Genomic DNA, 20,911 nt, shown 5'->3' with positions numbered 1-20,911 from the left:
AGAGGTTTTTATAATTAAATTTATTTTGTATTTTTTAAAAACTTTCCTGGGTTACCAAACTCGAAGTCTCCATCTGCTGCAATAGCAAAATGAGCCTTAGCAATTCCTAAATCAACTAAGTCAAAGACGTAAGTATTTTCTATTCCTGCAGTTATATTCCCTTCATTATAATTAAATTTTACCTTTTGAGTGTTCATAGCTGAAGGAGCTTTTTGTACAGCCTTGATTCCTTCTAAAAACCATTGAGGAACATTTCCAATTGATGTGTAAAACTCCTCTACTGATTTTGTTTTTCGATGTGATGCTTTATATATAAGTTTCTCCTTTATAGTTTGTGTTTCTTCAACATTTCCGATTGGAATAACACAAACTAAGATTTCATCATTTGCCAGCTTACCAATTGGAGTTTTCTTATCAAAAGTACCACCTACCCAACAAGTTCCTAAATCCAATTTAGTTGCCTCAAGTACTAAAAGTTCACCATAGTATCCTAGCTTCTCACCTAAATGAGGATCTTCAGCCTTTCCAATAAGCGCCAATATACTCTTAACGCCTGAAAACATTCCATAACTCTTTCTTAATCCATTGAACACATGACTTCCATCTTCAATTAATTGTATTGATATACCGCCTTCTTCATTATATTTAGATATAAGGCTTTCAATTTTTTCAATCTTATCCTTTGCTATTGGTGTAGACAAATAACTTCTACGAGATTTTCTTTTCTCTATTGCTTCTAAAATATCCATTTAAACTCTCCTATGTTTGTTATACTTGTAATTAAATTAATCATAATTACGCTTTTCATTTATGTCAACAAATTTGATTTTATATACAATCTTTTTTAATTTTTACTTTCATCACTATTTTATATATTTTCCAACAAACTCTTTAACCTTATTCTTATATGCTTCTGGAGCTTTAGTTAAAGATAAACCATGCTCTGCACCTTCAACAACAAGTATATCTTTATCACTTTTGCAAGCATCATATAATCTGTACACCATATTTGTAGGTACAAAAACATCATCTGAACCATGGATAAAAAGCATAGGTATTTTTGTCTTCTCAACCTGTTTTATAGCAGATGCTTCACTAAAATTATATCCAGCTTTAATTTGGGTTAGCAAGCTTGTTGATTGAATAATAGGAAACTCTGGTAAGTCATACATCCTTTTAAGCTGATAAGCTAATTCGTCTTCAACAGATGTATATCCACAATCCTCTACAATAACTTTAACCTGACTAGGTAACTCCTCACCACTTACCATCATAACAGTAGCACCACCCATAGACACACCATGAAGAACAATTTGGGCATTCTCCCCTACTTCTTCCAACATAAAATCGATCCATTTCAAATAATCTAACCGATCTACCCATCCAAAACCAATATAATTCCCCTCACTAACTCCGTGTCCACGATCATCAGGCATTAGTACATTGTATCCCAAATCATAGTAAATCTTTGCAAAATCCCCCATTGATTTACCTCTTCCACCATAGCCATGAGCTAGTATGGCGGTTTTGTTAGTCTTATTCTTCGCCTTAATATAATAACCAACAAGCTTAAGCCCATCAAAACTCTTTATACTTACTGTTTCATAACCAATCTCATTTATCCATCTTTCACTTCCACTAACTTTAGGCTTAGTATCAGTATTTGATACTGGCATATCTTCAGTCGTTGTTAAGAAAGCCTTACTATTTCTTGCAATTGCTAAATCATAAAAAAATGAACTAACGAAGATATCGCCTATCATTAACAATACAAGAAAAATAGAAATAATTATCAGTCCATATTTTTTCTTCATACTATTAATTCCTCCACTGATCTTACTACGTGACCTACAATGATACTTCATTATACGATAAAACATCATATAATGAGCTCCTAATTTAAAATTATCTATCTCTGCAGAAAAACTATGTTTCTTACATATCAAAAAGCTGCATCAAAATTTCTGATACAGCTTCTTATACTTTTTTATATATTATATATAAATTATCAATCTTCTAGAACCAATAAATCTTCATTCTCATTTTCTTCTTCATCATTATTTAGATGCTTTAAATCTTTCCATAACCAAATTCCAGTTAAGACTGCCGCCGAAAAATCAGCTAAAGGTCCAGCATAAAGAACTCCATCTAATCCAAACATTTTTGATAGTATTAAAATTGCTGGAATAAGTATAAGGACCTGTCTAGATAAGGTTAAAAACATAGCAGGTTTCATCTTACTAACTGCCTGGAAGTAATTAGCCCCTATAATCTGAAATCCTGTCACTGGTAAACATAAAAAGAATATAAATAATGCATGTGTTCCGAACTTAATCAATTCTTCGTCTGAAGCAAATATACCAATAAATTGATTTGGGAACAATCTAGTTAATATAAAACCAATAACTACAATAATTGTAGCTGCTGATATTGCTAGCTTTAATGTTTCTTTAATACGGTCATATTTTTTAGCTCCGTAATTGTACCCTATTATTGGTTGAGAACCTTGGCTAACTCCTATTACAGGCATTAACATCAATGTTTGAATACTATTAATAATTCCCATTCCAGAAATAGCTAAGTCGCCACCATATACAATAAGAGTTTTGTTCAAAATAACATTTAGCAAGCTATTTGATAATTGCATTGCAAAAGGTGGTGTTCCTATGGTTAAAATTTTTCTTACTATTCTTGAATCTAGCCTTAGGTTTTTTGATCTAAGTTTAAGAGAACTCTTTCCCATAAGAAAATATGACATTATCCAAGTACTAGACACTACTTGAGCTAAAGAAGTCGCTAGACCAGCTCCTACCATTCCCCATCTAAATATAAATATAAAAATTGGTGCTAATATTGCATTAATTAAAGCACTTATAAGCATTGTAAGCATTGCTATCTTTGGATTTCCATCAGCACGAATAAAGTTATTCATACCAAATCCAAGTGTACCAAAAATCATTCCTACAAGAATTACCTTAACATAATCTCTTGCATACGGTAATACTGCTTCACTTGCACCAAAAGCCTTTAATAACGGGTTAAGAAATATTAACCCCAAAATTGTTAAAACAATAGAAATTACTACTAGTAAGGTAACTGCATTACCCATAATTTTTTCTGCTTCTTCTTTTTTTCCTTCACCTAAACGAATTGATACTAATGAAGTTGCTCCAATTCCTATAAGCATACCAAAAGCCATCATTATTATTTGAATAGGAAATCCAATTGTTATTCCCGCGATTCCAAGCTCATTTACCCCATGACCTATTACAGCTCTATCAATAACATTGTACATAGCATTTACTAACATACCTATAATAGCTGGTGCTGAAAAAGTAACAAGGAGTTTTGAAATTTTCTCTTCCCCTAATCTGTTTGTTTTGTCCATACTTACACTCCTCTACGAATTATTTTATTTTCATTAAAATCTCTTTTAATCCTGCAACTGAAGCTGATAGTGTCATTAAATCTGCTTCGCTTAAATCTGATACCTTTTGTTTTAAAAACTCTTGCACTTTATATCTTTTGTTATCCAGGAAATCTTCTCCGACACTTGTAAGTTTGATAAAAGTGTATCTTCTATCCTTGTCATCAACGAATCTTTCTATATAGCTTTTATCTATTAATTTTTGAACAAGTGGTGTAAGATTTGCTTTACAAATCCCCAAATGTTTCCCGATTTCTGATATGCATATGCTTCCTTTTTCTTTTACCATAAAAAGTATAGTCATATGAGTACCAGTTAGGTCATTTTCTTTTTCTTTTTCCTCTTTATCAAAAGGCTTCACTAATTTAGTTTTAAGCAGAGGAAATGCCCAATATAGATTTTCAATCATTTCATCATATATCTGTTTATCCATTTATGCCTCCAAAAAGGATATAGTTTAAATATTAGTTATATTTATATAATAGTTATATTTTCATAACTATTATAGTATATATTTTTCTGCCTAAAGTGTCAACGATGTTTAATTAAATAGTTAGTTTTCTAACTACATTTTCTAATTTAGAAAAACTCTGCTATTTTATAATAAAAAAAGTCGGAGATTTTTATTTCTCCAACTTCTATAAAAATAATTAACAATGGCTATGTTTAAGAATATTGTTGAAATTGATTGGTTATACAGGAGAGGCTATATGAGCGAGCAACTAGAATTAAATGATTTTTTCAGATGCAATGGCGTTAAAAAACTGTACTGTTCGAACGTAGTGAGTTTACAGTTTTAGCCATGGAATATGACAAAATCATATTAATTCTTTGCGTAAGCTCATTAAAGCGTCGGATGATTAATCAATCAATTTCAACATGGTGCTTTAGCAGCGTCTTAATTTTAATTAAATATATATGATATTATTTTTTCTTCTTACCATTCCCTTTAGCTTTGTGCTGATTATAATATGTTGGCTGAGTATCTGAAGTCTGCTTATTAATGGTATTATCAGTTGCTTGATTTTGTAGTTTGTTATCACTAGCTGCATCCCCAGAATTACCATTTTGAACTTGTTCGTTGGTTTCTTTTGTTTCTTCTGGTATACTTTGTACATTATTTTCAACATTGGATTTATTTATTCCATCATCACCTTTATTACCTGTGCCACTTTCTCCTAAAAGATACATTGAAGCAAATAATAAAATTAGGAAGAAAGGGATAATTAAAAAAATTTTTTTAATCCTAAATTTTTTCTTTACCTTCTTGATTTTTCCCATTGAATTATTTAAAAGAACGGTCTTGTCATATTTTTCAATAATTGATAATTCAATAATTTCTTTTTTTAGATCATGTACAGAAGGATATCTATCTTTAATTTCGGGCTGTATACATTTCTTGATTATTCTTATAAAATCTTCATTTAAATTACCATTATAATTTTCATCAAATAATGGCTCTGCACCACTAAACGGAACTTTACCTGTAAGCATAAAATACATGACCATTCCCATTCCATAAATGTCTGTCTGTTTGCAGGATTGTGCTAGTCCATGTTGCTCTGGTGCAGCATAGCCACTTGATCCCATACAGATTGTATCACTATCGCTATCTGCTTTATAAATTTTTGATATACCAAAATCCACAAGAAAAACTTTTCCACTTGGATTTATTATTATATTTGATGGTTTTAAATCTCTATAAATTATTGGTGGATTAAGACTATGCAGATAATCTATTATTTCACTAATTTCAAGAATAATAGTTTTAATGGTTTCTACTTCAATTTGTTGTTCATCTTTTATATACTCAAATAAAGTTTTCCCTTTTATATAATCTTCAACTAAATAAAAATAGCTATTTTCATAAAATATATCAACTATCCTAGGAATACCAGTATGATTCAAATTCTTTAGTATATTGCACTCTGATAAAATATCTATATTTAGATTATCACATTTTTCAGTTTCTTTTATTGCCCAAAAGTTGTCCAGACGTATGTTTTTGCATAAATAGACTGTACCCATACCTCCAGAACCAATTATTTTTTTAACTTCATATTTATCATCTAAAATATGTCCAACTTCAAGCATACTTACCCCCATTTACTAATCTATCAAAATTTCGCCTAGTATTATATACGAATCCACTTTCTATTTTATGGGGGTACGTATACTTTTTATTATAAAAATTTATTTTTACATTCAAATAGGAGATTTATATAAATAAACTACTTCATATTAGAACTTATCCTAGGAGTTTATCTATATAATACCAATTAAATTACATTGTATACTCTAAAGACATTTGATATAATTAATCAACTAATAATAATTATTATTTACTGCGGAGGAAATATGAGAAAGCACATTAGCACTAAATTAGTATTAATTGTAATAGGATTAATTGTTACAACCTTAGTTGCAATCGGAGTACCAAGCTACTTTGTAATTGTCGGTGAATCAAACAAAGTATTATCTGAACAAATGATGGAGAGAGTTATGTGTGCTTGGGACGTTGCCTCTGGGCTAGATAAAACTGCAACTGATCAAGCGAAAGCAAAAGATGCATTCAATAAATATATTGTAAGCCGTACCGTTGGTGAAAATGGTAATGGCTTTGTTGTAAATTCAAAAGGTGTTGTTGTTTATAACAATGATAAAAGCCTTGTAGGTACAAACCTTATTGGTCAGTCTCAAATTAAAGAAATGGTGGATAATATTTCAAGCTTTACAACGCAAGAATATGGAATGTCTAAGGTCAAACAAGTATTATACACACAAGATGGAAAATCAAAATTTGCATACTATACATACTACAAGCCTTGGGATATGGTAATTGCATTAAATGGAAATACCGCTGAATTCCAGGGTGCAAAAGTAAAGGCAATGGAAGTATTGTTTGAAGTTGGGGCTATTACATTAATACTATCAATATTAATAATTTCACTTGTAGTAAGTAAGTCTACTAAGCCAATAAAAGATATTGCTAAAGCCATGGAAGAAGTTGAAAATGGAAACTTAGTTATAAATCCAGTTGTGGTTCATAGTGAAGATGAGATAGCATCTCTTGCTAATGGATTTAATAACATGCTATCAAATCTTAAGGAACTAACTACTAATATAAAGAAGAGTGCTGTTATTCTTGATAAATCACTTCAAGACACATCAAAAGATGTAAATGAAAGCAAGACTTCATATAACGATATATCTACAGCCATAAATGAAATAGCAATGTCTAATCAAACACTTGCACAAGACATAGAAAAAGGAAGTACCTCAATTAAACAAATATATAATTCTGCTAACAATACAAATACCTCAGCTAAGGCTATACAAAAAATAGCATCTAATACACAACAGGAAATCCAGAAAGGAAGCCGTATAACAGCTATTTTAGGACAAACTTCAGAGACCACTCATAAGGATTTTACAAAGGTTGTAGAAGATGTTAAAGCTCTTAAGGAACAGTCAGAAAAAATTAATCAAGTTACAAATATAATAAGAGCAATTTCTAACCAAACTAACCTACTTTCTCTTAATGCTTCAATAGAAGCATCTAGAGCTGGTGAAGCCGGAAAAGGTTTTTCAGTTGTGGCCCAGGAGATAAAAAAGTTATCTGAACAGTCTTCGGAACAGACTAAAGCTATATCAGAAGTAATAAATGATATTCAGAAAAATATAGACAATATAGCTAATAATGTTGATATGACACGAAATGTAATATCCGATCAAACAATTGCGGTGAAAGATGCAGAGAATGTATTTAGCTCTATAGAAAAGGCTACTTCAGAAATGTTCCAAAATATTGAATTTCTTTCAGTACAAATAAACGAAATAGAGGCTAATACATCTACCACTGTTAACGTGATAGAAGGCATATCTGCTGTAAGTGAAGAAACTTCAGCAAGTTCTGAGGAGGTTACTGCATTAACAGAAATTCAAAATAAGAATATTAATGATATTATGGAAAATATGAAAGAATTAAAAGATCTTTCTACTAACCTATCAGATGCGGTAAAAAACTTTAAAACAGAGTAATCAGTAAAATATATTTTTATAATATTATAATAATCAAAATAAAAATCGCTTTTTATTAATAAAAAGCGATTTTTTATATTCAAAAGTATTTTATTTATTCATTCATTGAAACATTCCATTTTATCACACGATTCTTTCCAATCGACTTTGCATAAGCATTTGCTTTCTCAGCTCTGTTTATCACATCATTAAATGTCTTCCCGTCACTTGGATAATGAGTTACTCCAATTGAAATAGTTGTTGGGTATATATAGTTTTTAGTTTTAGATTCAACGGCTCTTCTTACTCTTTCAGCTAATTTTAAAGTATTTAGCTCATCTATTTCCCTTACTATCACTACGAATTCATCGCCTGATAACCATCTGAACACCTTATCTTCGCTTCTTATGGAGTCTTTAATTATAGAACTAAGATTTCTAATCATTTGATTTCCTGCATCATAACTTATATTGTTATAACGTTTCAAGTTATCTCCATCTATAAACATTATTCCAAAGCCTTTTCTATTTTCTATATGTTCTTCCATTAGCTTTGATAAAAATAGTTTTCCAGCCCGATGATTCGATATTCCTGATACATCATCTATAAAAGCAAGTTCATTTGCGTATTTATAAGAATGAAGTGTGTTCCTTATATTATTAGTAAACATATGTATTATGCGTTTAATTTTCTTTCTAGAAACTTCTCTATTTTCTTCTAGTCTTATCGCATTATTAAATAACAATTCATAAAAATCTTCTACAGATGTAATCTCTTGGTCATATTGTAAAATGAACTTATTTAACTGTATATGAGAGTTTTCAAAAGTATTTATTCTATTGTTCAAGTTAGCTTCTACTTTATAAGATATTTTTTCGATATCAGCGAAATTATAGTTTGGAAAAGTAATTATTATATCATTAGTCCCTAATATAAAACCATACACATTTGGATATGCGGAAATTACACTTCTCACTAACCTGAAAATATCTTCTATATATAACTCGTCCTCTTCTTTTTGAGAATTAAAAATATTAAAAACTATAAATGCGCCTTTTTCTCCAAATATTTTACTAACATCAGCTTCAAGAAAATCAAAGAAGTTTGGACGTACTGTACAATAATTACCATAAACATTATCTAATGCTTTTATTTCCATTCAAAACCTCCTAATTATCATTAAGTTTACTCAAAAGCTTCCTTAGTTGCTTCTTTTAATATAAATATCATATAAATTAATATAATAAAACTACGTAATTTATCCTTAAACAATTTCATATATAGTTGTCCATTATATTCCGTTTACTCTCTTTTGTGATTCAAAGTATCTTGGCAAAGTTAAATAACTTTTCATAAAATCTTCTACTGAGGTAATTTCTTTTTTATATTCAATCATAAATTTATTTAACTGTGCTCTATTAAGGCCTAAAGAATTCACATTATCTTTATATTGTTCTTTGATTTCAAGCGAAATCTCATTAATTTGTTTTGTAGTATAATTAGGCAATATGACTACAAAATCGTTGCTTCCAAATCTAAAGCAATATGATTTCTTATATTTTGATGAAATAGTAGTAATTGCTTTTATTAAAGCTTTAGTATGTAAATCACCAAACTCTCTTCCATACTTTTCATTAATCTTTCTTAAACTAACTATATTGAAAACTATAAAACTGCCCTTTTTACCAAATACTTCACTGACATCAGCATCGATAAAATCAAAAAAGTTTGGTATTGCTGTTAAATAAGTCCAATATAAAGTTTTAAGTGTTTTTGTCTCCATGTCTATCTCTCCTGCTATTTATTATCTTATGTATTTATACCCTTACATCCATATCTTATAATTGATAGTCATATGATCACATAGCTACCACATTTAAATCTTTTTGACCTCCCCTATTTTAAATCCACTGTCCTACTCATAAATCTTTACTTAATAATATACGATTATAGTTTTAACATTTAAGGGGGTAAACCCATTTTTTATATAATTTATTATATAAATCTGCCATTTCAGTTTTTTAAATTGAATTAATTATGTGTTTAACAATTAATGTTAACCAAATAATATGTATTTCATTGAAAACTAGTATATCCCAATAACTATTCCTTGATAAATAAAAAAACTAGTCTTTCAGAACTATTCCTTACTTTACAAGGAATAGTTCTGTCTAAGACTAGACTTTTCTAATATAAGTGGCATGCCACAGAATGTCCACTTTCTACTTCTTTCATTTGAGGTGTTATTTCCTTACATATTGGTTTAGCATATGGGCATCTTGTATGAAACCTGCAGCCTGAAGGCACATCAATTGGACTTGGTATGTCTCCTTCAATTATTTGTCTTTGAGATGCTTTTGCCTTTAGCGGATCAGCTATAGGTATAGCTGAAAGTAACGCTTTTGTATATGGATGCAGCGGATTACTATACAAATCCTTGCTTCCTGAAATCTCTATAATATTACCTAAATACATTACACCGATTCTATCTGATATGTGTCTTACCATTGAAAGGTCATGGGCCACAAATAGATATGTCAGTCCTAGTTCCTTTTGTAGATCTTCCAGCATATTTACTACCTGGGCTTGAATAGATACATCTAAGGCTGATATAGGCTCATCACATAATATGAACTCAGGATTAGTTGATATAGCTCTTGCAATTCCAATTCTTTGACATTGTCCTCCACTAAATTCATGAGGGAACTTTTCCATGTCTGTTTTCTTAAGCCCAACCATCTCAAGCAAACTCTGAATCTTGTTAGTTCTTTCCTTATTAGAAAGATCTGTATGGAGCACAAGAGGTTCGCTGATTAGTTCTTCCACGTTCATATTAGGATTAAGTGATGAATAAGGATCTTGAAAGATAATTTGCATCCTTTTATTATATTGTTTCATCTCTTTTTTACTAAACTTTGCAATATTAGTTCCGTCAAAAAATATATCACCTGAGGTTACATCGTAAAGTCTAGTGATTGACCTTCCGAGAGTAGATTTACCACAGCCAGACTCACCTACAAGCCCGAAGGTTTCACCTTTCTTTATATCAAAAGAGACCCCATCTACAGCTTTTACAAACTTCTTTTCGCTTCCAATAAATTTATTCTTAACGGGAAAATACTTTTTTAAATCTTTTATTTCTATTAATACTTTATCTGAATTATCCACTTATATGCCTCCTTTACATTAACTTGCAGAATTCATCTTATTCTGATAAAAAAGTCGCTGAAGTGACCTTCTTCAGTGAGCTTTTTTAACGCATCTGCCTTTCCGAATGAATATGAGGAAAATTTGGCAGGCGAATAAGTTTTATTTTTTACTGTTAACTCTAAACAGCTTCTAAAAGCATTTAAATATTTAGGTTTAGCTACCTTGAAAATTATATAATTTACTCTACAGTAAAAAGCACATAGCTCTATGTGTGTCACTAAACTTTTTATAATCAGGTATCTCACTAAAACATTTTGAGTTTGCAAATTCACATCTTTCTGCAAAAGGACAGCCTTTAGGAGGATCTAATAAAGATGGAGCAGAACCCTCTATAGGTTTAAGTCTTACTTTTTCATTTCCCTCAACTTTAGGTATAGAATTCAGTAAAGCTTTTGTATAAGGGTGCTTAGCTTTATAAAAAATCTCTTCAGTAGTTCCCTCTTCCATTATCAATCCACCATACATAACTGCTATTCTGTTGCATATGTTTGCTACTACTCCTAAATCATGTGTTATAAGAATAATGGACATATCATTAGCTTCTTTTAAAGACTTTAAAAGTTCTAAAATCTGAGCTTGTATAGTAACATCTAGAGCAGTAGTAGGTTCATCTGCTATTAGTAATTTAGGTTTACAGGCAAGTGCCATTGCAATAAGTACCCTTTGCCTCATACCACCACTAAATTCATGTGGATACTGCTCTATTCTTTTTTCTGGCATTGGGATACCTACATCAGCTAAAAGTTTTATAGCCATTGTCTTTGCTTCTCTTTTATTAACACCTTTATGTCTAACTATTACCTCAACAAGATGCTCTCCAACCTTTTTTAATGGATTTAGAGCCGTCATTGGATCCTGAAAAATCATAGCCATCTCTTTGCCATTGATCTTTTTCATATCCTTAGGTGATAGTTTTAAAAGATCTTTCCCCTCAAAATGAACTTCTCCTGAGTCTATCTTGGCGTTTTCTTGAAGTATGTTCATCACTGATCTCATAAGCACACTTTTACCACTACCTGATTCACCTACTATTCCAAGAACATCTCCCGAGTTAACCTCAAAATCAACTCCTCTAACTGCTTCTATCTTGCTATTTTTATTATAAAATGTAGTCTTTAAATTTATTACTTTAAGAAGTATCTCGTCATTCATAATATTATCTACTACCTCCTGCTGTCTTTGGCTCAGCAAATACTCTTAAAACATTCCCTAATTTATTAAAAGAATATATTGTAAGAATTATTAATACACCTGGCAAAATAGCCATATAAGGTGCATTTTGTAAATTTGTTTGAGCATTTTGAAGTAAATTTCCCCAAGAAGACATAGGCTGTTGGATTCCAAGTCCTAAAAAGCTTAATGAGGATTCTGTCATTATAGCATCAGCTATGCTTGAAGTTGAAGCAATTATTATAGTGGGAAATACACTAGGAATAATATGTTTAAAAATCACATTTCTTGAGGCTTCTCCAATAGAGTTTGCATAAAGTACATATTCTCTTTGTTTTATAGATAGTGTTTCTGCACGTACCAATCTCGCGGTTCCCATCCAAGAAAATAATCCAATTACTATAATTATGGCTTGAAGCCCAGGTTTTAAAAATATACTTACTACAGTTACAAGTATCATCCAAGGAATAGATGATATAATATCAACAAACCTCATTAGAAGATTATCTATATGTCCTCCGAAATATCCACTTATTGTACCTACACCTATACCTATGCTAGTGGAAATAATCATAGCAAGGATTCCAACTATAAGAGATACTCTTCCTCCATAAATGGTTCTCGCTAAGTAGTCTCTGCCTAGTTCATCAGTGCCAAATAGATGGCTCATACTAGGAGTTTGTAATATACTTGAAGTATCAGTAGCATTTGGATCTATAGGCATTAAAAATGCAAATATTGATATAACTATTATAAATACAAGAAAGGCTATTGAAAATAAAGCACTTTTATTACCCTTTAACTCATCTATGACTTTTTTTAATCTTACGCTTTTCATAGGCCTTACTCCATTTCTTTTATTCTAGGATCAACAATTGAATATAATATATCTGATAATAAATTTCCTATTATTACCATAGAGGAAGATAGTACTAAAATAGCCATAACCACTGGATAATCTAAGCCTCGAACTGCTGTAACAAAATACGGACCTACTCCTGGCCATCCAAAAACAGTTTCTGTTATCATCGCACCAGTAACTAACATCGGTAGTGCCATACCTATCTTTGTGATGATTGGTAGAAGAACATTTTTACAAATATGCTTAAACAATATCTCACTTTTGCTTGCACCAAAAGCATTCTGTACCATTACATATCCCTCAGAAGTTTGTCCTATGGTTGAAGATCTTACATATCTAACAAGCTCTGGAGTATAAGCAATAACTAACACAAAACATGGCATTATATAATGTAGTAAAAAGTCCGATATAGAGCCTTCAACTCCTATAGTATTCATCCCCAATATAGGAAGTATAGATAGCTTGTATCCAAATATAAAAATTAAAATCATTGCAAACCAAAAGGTTGGAGTTGCTATACTTATTGAACAAAACCCGTCTATTATCTTATCTACAAGTTTGTTTTTATTAGATCCAGCTATAAGCCCAAGAACTATTGAAATAGCAAGAGAAATCAAATAAGCTGGAAAAACTAAAACCATCGTAGCTGGAAGTCTTGCACTTAGGTCGTTTGATATGCTTTCATGAGTAACAATTGAATATCCAAACTGACCAGTAAGCATCCCTTTTAGCCATAAGAAATACTGCACATAGGCAGGTTTATCAAATCCATATTTTGCTTTTATTAAATTAATCGTTTCTTGAGGCATTTTTGGAGTTGTCATAGCATCCACTGCATTGTAAGGCGCCATCTGAATCAATGCAAAACAAATAATACTAATAATTAAAAGCAGTGGGATAGCTTGTAGAATTCTCTTAAGTATGTATTTTGCCACTTATGCTCACTTCCTTAATTAATAAATTATACATGGAGAATATAAGTCTATATATTCCCCATGTATCTACATATGGATGTACCACTTCGTAATAAATTATATTATTTTAAAATTCTCTCACCAAAACCCGTGAGAGTTTTAAAAATTGGTTTCGGATCGAAGGGGTACATCCTTAAAACTCTTATTTATAATAAAGCTTAGACATATCTTCAAAAGTATAAACTGGTACTAGTTTAGCATCATCTACTCCTTGTAGGTTTGAACTCATAACAACAATTCTTTTGTTTTCAAGAATTGGGAAGAAATATGCATTTGCTTGAAGCTTTTGCTGAACTTGATTGTATATATCTTTTCTTTTTGCTTCATCTGTTTCTACTCTTCCAGCATTAAATAAGTCATCAATTTGTTTATCTGCAAAATGACTGTAATTCCATTGGCTATCTGATAAAAATAAGGAATTAAAAGTATCTGGATCTATTCCCATGATATATCCGCCAAGGAACATATCATAATTGCTATTTTTATCTTTCATTTGTTTACTTATAGCAGCATCTTCGCCTGCAGCAAGCTCAACATCTATTCCTACTGCTTTTAGATTTTGTTGAATTATAGCAGCTTCCTTTTGGTAAGGAACATTGCTACCTGGATATCCAAGTTTAAGTTTTAAACCCGAAACCCCAGCTTTTGCTAAAAGTTCTTTTGCCTTAGCCTGATCAAACTCATACTTCTCAACATTGTCTGTATGGAATTTATTTTCGTTAGGAAGGAAGGAATAAGCTTTCTTAGCATATTCTTCTGACCCGAAAGCAGCATTTATTAAATCAGTTCTGTTTAGTGCATAGAAAATTGCTTGTCTAACACTTGCATCCTTAAGTTTTGGTGAGTTAGAGTTAAGCACAGTATAAGCTATTCTACCTTCATCATACTTGTAAGGAGTTAAATTATTACCTTTTAATAGGCTATCCAAATCTCTTGATTGAACTGATAGAGCATTTATTTCTCCCTTTTGAAGAGAAAGCTTAGCAGTATTAGCATCTGGTATTACTCTAAAGATAACATTTTGTATCTTTGCTTTGCCTAAGAAGTAATCATCATTTCTAACCATTTTAACGTATTGGCCAGCTTTATATTCTTCTAGTTTATATGGACCAGTCCCTACTGGTTTTGCATTCTTAGTGCTATTTTCAAAATTAGTTTCACCTTCATAAATATGCTTTGGCATTATAAAGATGTTGGCTAAAAGTTCCATTCCAGGAGCACTCACTTCTGGTAATGTGAAATCTACAGTATAGTCATCAACCTTTGTAATCTTCACTGGTTTCCCGTTGAATACCAATTGGCTATATGCCCATCCAGCATTCTTTTCTTTTAACATTTCATTGTATGTGAAAACTACATCATCAGCAGTAAACTTAACACCGTCACTCCACTTTACATCTTTTCTTAGCTTTGCAGTATAAGTTAATTTGTCTGCTGATTGAGTCATGCTTTCAGCAAGGAAATAATTAATCCCATCAACATTGTACATATATAGTGGTGAGTATAATGCCTTTATCTCCATTAATCCATAACGATCACTAGTTGTTATTACATTTACAGAGTTACCTGGATCTCCATCAATACCATAAACAAAGGTATCTGATTTAGTTGCAGTTCCTGATGCATTTGTAGTACTTTTTGCTCCACTACCACAGCCTACTAATAAAAAAGCTGCTGTTGTTAGAGCTGTTACAAGCATTGATAATTTTTTAAATGTCATTTTTGTTCCCCCTTGTTAATTAATTAAATGTATAATAGAAAACTTTAAGAATATAATTGAATAACTGTGAAGTTTAACCATTATTAGAGCAATAAAAAAACTCCGTCTCAAATTCAGAGACGAAGTAAAATCCTCGTATTCCACTCTGATTTCCATGCAAATACACAAAATCTAAAAGTATGTTGGTACAAGCATACCGCAACGCTATATCGGGCGTTCCCGCTGAAGTCTACTTAAGATTCACCAACTCAATCTAAAAACTATTTTCTATACTCCTCTGAATTCTGTGAAGATATATTTAAAAATATATTTTTTATATGAAGTGGTATATCCGTATAATTTCGATTCAGAACTCAGAGATGCACTTCCATTAAGTTTTACCTAAAACCTCTTCCACCCAAGGAGATCTTTCTCTGTTGGCTCTTCTTAACTTACTCTTCTCATCATTGTTCAATTCCTATATTTCTTATAAGTTTTATATGTTTTAATAATAATCCACAATTTTCATGTTGTCAATATTTAATTAATATATCTTTAATAATTATATGCAGTTCACTTACATTATATTTCAGTAAAAAAATAAAACTAGCCTTAATCGGCTAGTCTTATTTTTTATGTGATTCATAATCTTATAGTATTCTACTTTAACAAAAATTTATATATAGTAGTATGTTTGTATTCCTGTCCTTCTTTAAATACTGGTGAAGGAAAACTTGGAACATTCATAGAATTTGGGTAAAATTGAGTTTCAAGACACAAAGCAGATCTCTTATTATATACAGTCTTATTTTTTCCAATTATAGAACCATCCAAGTAATTTCCCGAATAAAGTTGCACTCCAGGCATTGTAGTATATACTTCCATGATACGTCCGGTTTTATCATCTATTACTTCTGCTGACTTTTCTAGTAAATTGCCATCAGCATTAAGACACCAATTATGATCATAACCTTTTGCCACGATCAGTTGTTCATAATCATCATTGATTCTCTCACCTAATTTAAAAGGTTTAGTAAAGTCCATCGGAGTTCCTTTTACATCTCTAAGTTCCCCTGTTGGAATAGATTGACTATCAATAACTGTAAATCTATCTGCATTAATCATAACCTTATGATCTAAAGCTGTACCAGAAGCATGTCCTGATAAATTAAAATATGAATGATTCGTTAGGTTAATCACAGTATCTTTATCTGATATTGCATCATAATCTATTTTTAGTTCATTGTTTTCTGTAACAGTATATCTTACTTTTACCTTCAGATTTCCTGGGTATCCTTCTTCACCATCTTTACTTAGATATGTTAGCTCGATACTTGGATTTTCTTTATCGTTTATAATAGCAACCTCCCAGAGAACCTTGTGAAATCCTGTAAGCCCTCCGTGCAGTTGATTCTCCCCTTCACTTTTAGTTAAATTATATCTAACTCCATTTAGTTCAAAAGAAGCATTTTCAATCCTGTTTGCATATCGTCCTATGGTTGATCCTAAAAACGCTGGATTTTCAAAATATCCTTCTATTGAGTCATATCCAAGAACAATATCATCAAACTTTCCTTCATTATCAGTAACTTGAAGTGAAGTTAAAATAGCTCCATAATTTATTATCTCAGCTTTCATACCTTTTGAATTTTCTAATGTATAGCAATATACTTTTTCTCCATCTCTGTTTTCACCATAAACCCTTTTACTTATACTCATAATCTACTACTCCTTTATATATATTTAAAAAATAATAAACTTAATTTAATTAATCTTTATTCTAAAACCAAACAATCTTAGAATTCTCATTTTCCTGAGTCTTATATTGAGTTTTAATTTTATTATATTCTTTGATAGAATGATTTGTATTTTTTTTAATGGTGATAAAATATCTTAAATTACTTGTATTTTTACAGCCACTACTTAAATCGTTTACTTTTCTACCACTACACTCTCAAAGGCTAATAATATAAACGATTCTCGGAAAAAAACAAAAGGATTTTCCTTATCATCATACTATACCATTATAGCATTTTTATTCTTGTGTCCACTATAATAATACCATATTATTTTCTCTCTGTTTACACCCTATTTTAAATATCACATTTATTCTCTTTAGAAACTCCTATATCAAAGCAGTTTTTCTTCTATACTACTTCGCATGTACATCTGTATTTATATATATTCCATCATTTTCTTCGTCAATAATTAGTTTTTGTAACTTATTTTCTTAATTATTGTAAATTTATAACATAATATTTAATATATAGATATATACTTTCTATATATATTTATCATTAATTAATACATTATCTTAAGTAAGCTTATAAAACAAATTTACATACCGTAAAAATTTAAAACTTAATTATACCACTTCTTGTTGAAATATTTACACTAAAATTTCACTAAAACTTCTCTATTCATACTACCTAATAATTCAAATAAAGGAGGTGCACACCTTTAATCTCAAAATTCAATAAATTGTTGGTCGTCTAAAATTTTGATTATCTAAAATTATTAATATTAAGGGGATTTTATAATGAAAAAATTAACAAGACTAATTTCGTCACTTGTTATTGCATCTACTGTAATTACGACTTGTTCCTTTTCTAACATTCAAAATGTAAAAGCAGCCGATACAAATAATGATGATTGGCTGCATTGCGTAGGCAATAAGATTTATGATATGAGTGGAAAAGAGGTTTGGCTCACTGGTGCTAACTGGTTTGGCTTTAACTGCAGCGAAAACGTATTCCATGGTGCTTGGTATGACATTAAAGGCATTTTAACAAATGTTGCAGATAGAGGTATTGGTTTTTTAAGAGTTCCTATTTCCTCTGAGCTTCTATATAGTTGGATGATTGGAAAACCTAACAAAGTTTCAAGCGTTACAGCTGCTAATAATCCACCATATTATGTTTGTAATCCCGACTTCTATGATCCTACAACAAATGGCGTAAAAAACAGCATGGAAATATTTGATACAATAATGAGCTATTGTAAACAGTTAGGTATAAAGGTGATGATTGATGTTCACAGTCCAGATGCCAATAATTCAGGACATAATTATCCACTTTGGTATGGCGTAAATACACCAACTGCTGGAGTAATAACCACCGATAAATGGGTAGATACCTTGGCATGGTTAGCTGATAAATACAAAAATGATGATACAATCCTAGCCTTTGATCTTAAAAACGAACCTCATGGACAGAGAGGTTATACAGCTGCTACTCCTACAAATATAGCAAAATGGGATAATTCTACCGATGAAAACAATTGGAAATATGCAGCTGAAAAGTGCTCAAAGGCAGTGCTTGCAAAAAATCCAAAGTTACTAGTAATGATCGAAGGTGTTGAGCAATATCCAAAAACTGAGAAAGGTTACACTTATGACACTCCTGATATATGGGGAGCTACTGGAGACCAATCACCTTGGTATGGTGCTTGGTGGGGCGGAAATTTAAGAGGTGTAAAAGATTATCCAATAAACTTAGGTTCACTTAACAGTCAGATTGTATATTCGCCTCATGACTATGGCCCTTCAGTTTACAATCAAACTTGGTTTGATAAAGACTTTACGACACAAACTTTGTTAGATGATTATTGGTATAACAGCTGGGCATATATAAATGATAAAGGAATCGCGCCACTTCTAATCGGTGAGTGGGGTGGCTACATGGACGGTGGAAAAAATCAAAAATGGATGACTTTATTGAGGGATTATATAGTAAGTAAGCATATTAATCAAACCTTCTGGTGCATAAATCCAAATTCAGGTGATACAGGCGGACTTCTCGGCAATGACTGGAAGACCTGGGACGAAGCAAAGTACGCTTTATTAAAACCTGCACTTTGGCAGTCTGGAGGAAAGTTTATAGGACTTGACCATCAGATACCTCTCGGATCAAATGGCATTTCTCTAGGACAATATTATACTAACAAATAGTTTATCTATACTTTCCATAACTATAATCATTCAAAGCACTTGAAATTACTAAGTTTAGCTGTAATTAAAATTTTATAATTCTCAATACAATAAAAAGTGAGAGCAACTTTACGGTTGAAGCTGCTCTCATTTTTATAATTAACCACGCTAGATATGTTTCCGATTTATATTTCTTTTAGTATATCAAAGTATAATTTTATTATATAGGTATAGTTGTCTTCGCTAATAGTTAGTAATCTAATTACTATATTAACTGCGATAAGAAAATATTTATTTTAGTACCTTCACCTAATTTACTTTCAGCAGAAATTGTTCCTCCGTGATACAGTATGATTTGCTTTGCTATAGAAAGCCCAAGACCAGTTCCTCCCGTAGTCTTTGTTCTCGACTCATCAACCCGATAGAATCTGTCAAAAATCTTAGATAAACTCTCTTTAGGTATACCTATTCCATTATCTGTTAATGTAATAATTACTTCTTTGCCTCTTTCCTCTGAATTAATCATTATTTGCGCCGAATCTTTACTAAATTTTATACTATTGTCAATGAGGATTCTCATTACTTGTTTTAATTTGCTAAAGTCAGCATAAACCTTTACTTGTGGATTAGAATAATATGTAATTTCAACATTGCTATAACTTAGCTGAGTTTCTTCAACTATTTCTTTAAAAAGTGAAGCGATTTGAAACTCTTCCTTTTTAATTGAAAGTACATCATTATCTCCTTTTGCAAGATACAATAGATTTTCTATCAATTTATTCATGTTTTCTGTTTCCGATTTTAGAGTTATAAGTGATTTATTCAGTTGCTCAGTATCATTCTTCCCCCACCTATAAAGCATATTTACATGTCCGTGTATAACAGCCAGAGGTGTGCGAAGTTCATGAGATGCATCTGATACAAATCTTTTCTGATTATCAAAATCTACTTCAAGCCTTTCAATCATAAGATTAAAAGTATCAGCCAAATCACTAATTTCATCTTTTGCACCATTTGTAACTATTCTTTTACTAAGACTCTTTGAAGTTATTTCCTTTGCAGTTTTTGTAATATCCTTTATAGGTCTAAGCAGCTTTTTAGATAAAAAGTTTCCAGAAATTAAAGATACAATAATCCCCAAAATGCTTATAGTAAAAAGAATTTCAGCTATATATCCAATCTTATCTCCTATGTCTTCAAAGTCTTTTGTTACAAATATATAATAAATCTTTCCTTTTACATCTACCACCCTACTTGTGGAGAGTGTTCCATTTAATTTTTCAAAGGAATCTTTGTTGCGTAATTTTTTGTTTTGTCGACGTTCGGTATTTAGAATTAAGTTTCCTGTGTTCGAATAGATAATATTTTTATTTTCATCATACACAATATAATAAATTCCAGCGCTTAAATTAATACTACTTACATTTTTACTATCTATAATCTTCATATTTTCAATATAACTTGAAATAATATCTGCATTTGAAGATATTACAGCTTCACTATCCTTAACCATGAAACTTCTTATCAATATAAACGTAAACAAAGTAAATATGATTAATATACCCATTAGAATTGAGGAGTAGATCAAAGTAAGTTTTTTTGAAATAGAAAGCCTCTTAGT

Annotated in this window: 16 protein-coding genes; 2 read left to right on the top strand and 14 right to left on the bottom strand. The window is 31.0% G+C overall.

Annotated features, from left to right (window positions below):
- Positions 1 to 20 precede the first annotated feature (20 nt).
- The 5 genes from OCU55_RS07080 to OCU55_RS07060 form a co-directional block, all read right to left on the bottom strand.
- Positions 21 to 749, bottom strand: coding sequence for a nitroreductase family protein (locus OCU55_RS07080; protein ID WP_261851627.1), 729 nt, complete (start codon positions 747 to 749; stop codon positions 21 to 23).
- A 114-nt stretch (positions 750 to 863) separates the two neighbouring features.
- Positions 864 to 1,814 carry an alpha/beta hydrolase gene (locus OCU55_RS07075; protein WP_261851626.1) on the bottom strand — a complete coding sequence of 317 codons (951 nt, stop codon included), beginning with the start codon at positions 1,812 to 1,814 and terminating at the stop codon, positions 864 to 866.
- A gap of 194 nt (positions 1,815 to 2,008) precedes the next feature.
- Positions 2,009 to 3,388, bottom strand: coding sequence for an MATE family efflux transporter (locus OCU55_RS07070; protein ID WP_261851625.1), 1,380 nt, complete (start codon positions 3,386 to 3,388; stop codon positions 2,009 to 2,011).
- 19 nt (positions 3,389 to 3,407) lie between these two features.
- Positions 3,408 to 3,860, bottom strand: coding sequence for a MarR family winged helix-turn-helix transcriptional regulator (locus OCU55_RS07065; RefSeq protein ID WP_261851624.1), 453 nt, complete (start codon positions 3,858 to 3,860; stop codon positions 3,408 to 3,410).
- A gap of 491 nt (positions 3,861 to 4,351) precedes the next feature.
- The gene (locus tag OCU55_RS07060; protein WP_261851623.1) at positions 4,352 to 5,521 is read right to left on the bottom strand and encodes a serine/threonine-protein kinase; all 1,170 of its coding nucleotides are present in this window, start codon (positions 5,519 to 5,521) and stop codon (positions 4,352 to 4,354) included.
- A 264-nt stretch (positions 5,522 to 5,785) separates the two neighbouring features.
- Between OCU55_RS07060 and OCU55_RS07055 the strand changes: the two genes are divergently transcribed.
- Positions 5,786 to 7,468, top strand: a complete 1,683-nt coding sequence (locus OCU55_RS07055) for a methyl-accepting chemotaxis protein (RefSeq protein ID WP_261851622.1) — start codon at positions 5,786 to 5,788, stop codon at positions 7,466 to 7,468.
- A gap of 94 nt (positions 7,469 to 7,562) precedes the next feature.
- On the opposite strand, the gene OCU55_RS07050 is transcribed toward OCU55_RS07055, so the two are convergent.
- From OCU55_RS07050 to OCU55_RS07015, 8 genes are all read right to left on the bottom strand, one after another.
- Positions 7,563 to 8,606: a GGDEF domain-containing protein gene (locus OCU55_RS07050; RefSeq protein ID WP_261851621.1), complete on the bottom strand. Its 1,044-nt coding sequence runs from the start codon at positions 8,604 to 8,606 to the stop codon at positions 7,563 to 7,565.
- A 132-nt stretch (positions 8,607 to 8,738) separates the two neighbouring features.
- Positions 8,739 to 9,230, bottom strand: coding sequence for a diguanylate cyclase domain-containing protein (locus OCU55_RS07045; protein WP_261851620.1), 492 nt, complete (start codon positions 9,228 to 9,230; stop codon positions 8,739 to 8,741).
- A 404-nt stretch (positions 9,231 to 9,634) separates the two neighbouring features.
- On the bottom strand, positions 9,635 to 10,615 hold the full coding sequence (locus OCU55_RS07040) for an ABC transporter ATP-binding protein (protein WP_261851619.1): 981 nt from the start codon (positions 10,613 to 10,615) through the stop codon (positions 9,635 to 9,637).
- A gap of 225 nt (positions 10,616 to 10,840) precedes the next feature.
- Positions 10,841 to 11,809: an ABC transporter ATP-binding protein gene (locus OCU55_RS07035; RefSeq protein ID WP_261851618.1), complete on the bottom strand. Its 969-nt coding sequence runs from the start codon at positions 11,807 to 11,809 to the stop codon at positions 10,841 to 10,843.
- Positions 11,810 to 11,813: 4 nt separating this feature from the next.
- On the bottom strand, positions 11,814 to 12,665 hold the full coding sequence (locus OCU55_RS07030) for an ABC transporter permease (protein WP_261851617.1): 852 nt from the start codon (positions 12,663 to 12,665) through the stop codon (positions 11,814 to 11,816).
- A gap of 5 nt (positions 12,666 to 12,670) precedes the next feature.
- On the bottom strand, positions 12,671 to 13,624 hold the full coding sequence (locus OCU55_RS07025) for an ABC transporter permease (protein ID WP_261851616.1): 954 nt from the start codon (positions 13,622 to 13,624) through the stop codon (positions 12,671 to 12,673).
- A gap of 181 nt (positions 13,625 to 13,805) precedes the next feature.
- Entirely contained in the window at positions 13,806 to 15,383 is a 1,578-nt protein-coding gene (locus OCU55_RS07020; protein WP_261851615.1) for an ABC transporter substrate-binding protein, read from the bottom strand.
- 639 nt (positions 15,384 to 16,022) lie between these two features.
- Entirely contained in the window at positions 16,023 to 17,081 is a 1,059-nt protein-coding gene (locus tag OCU55_RS07015; protein WP_261851614.1) for an aldose epimerase family protein, read from the bottom strand.
- A gap of 820 nt (positions 17,082 to 17,901) precedes the next feature.
- Here OCU55_RS07015 and OCU55_RS07010 point away from each other — a divergent pair.
- A complete protein-coding gene (locus OCU55_RS07010; RefSeq protein ID WP_261851613.1) occupies positions 17,902 to 19,311 on the top strand; it encodes a glycoside hydrolase family 5 protein in 1,410 nt (469 codons plus the stop codon).
- Between the two features lie 244 nt (positions 19,312 to 19,555).
- On the opposite strand, the gene OCU55_RS07005 is transcribed toward OCU55_RS07010, so the two are convergent.
- A complete protein-coding gene (locus tag OCU55_RS07005) occupies positions 19,556 to 20,803 on the bottom strand; it encodes a sensor histidine kinase (protein WP_261851612.1) in 1,248 nt (415 codons plus the stop codon).
- Between the last annotated feature and the right edge of the window lie 108 nt (positions 20,804 to 20,911).

Origin of the sequence: Clostridium folliculivorans, from assembly GCF_024341905.1 — a bacterium.
GTDB lineage: Bacteria > Bacillota > Clostridia > Clostridiales > Clostridiaceae > Clostridium_AR > Clostridium_AR folliculivorans.
The sequence above is the reverse complement of the archived record's forward strand: the minus strand, read 5'-3'. Positions and strand labels throughout refer to the sequence as shown.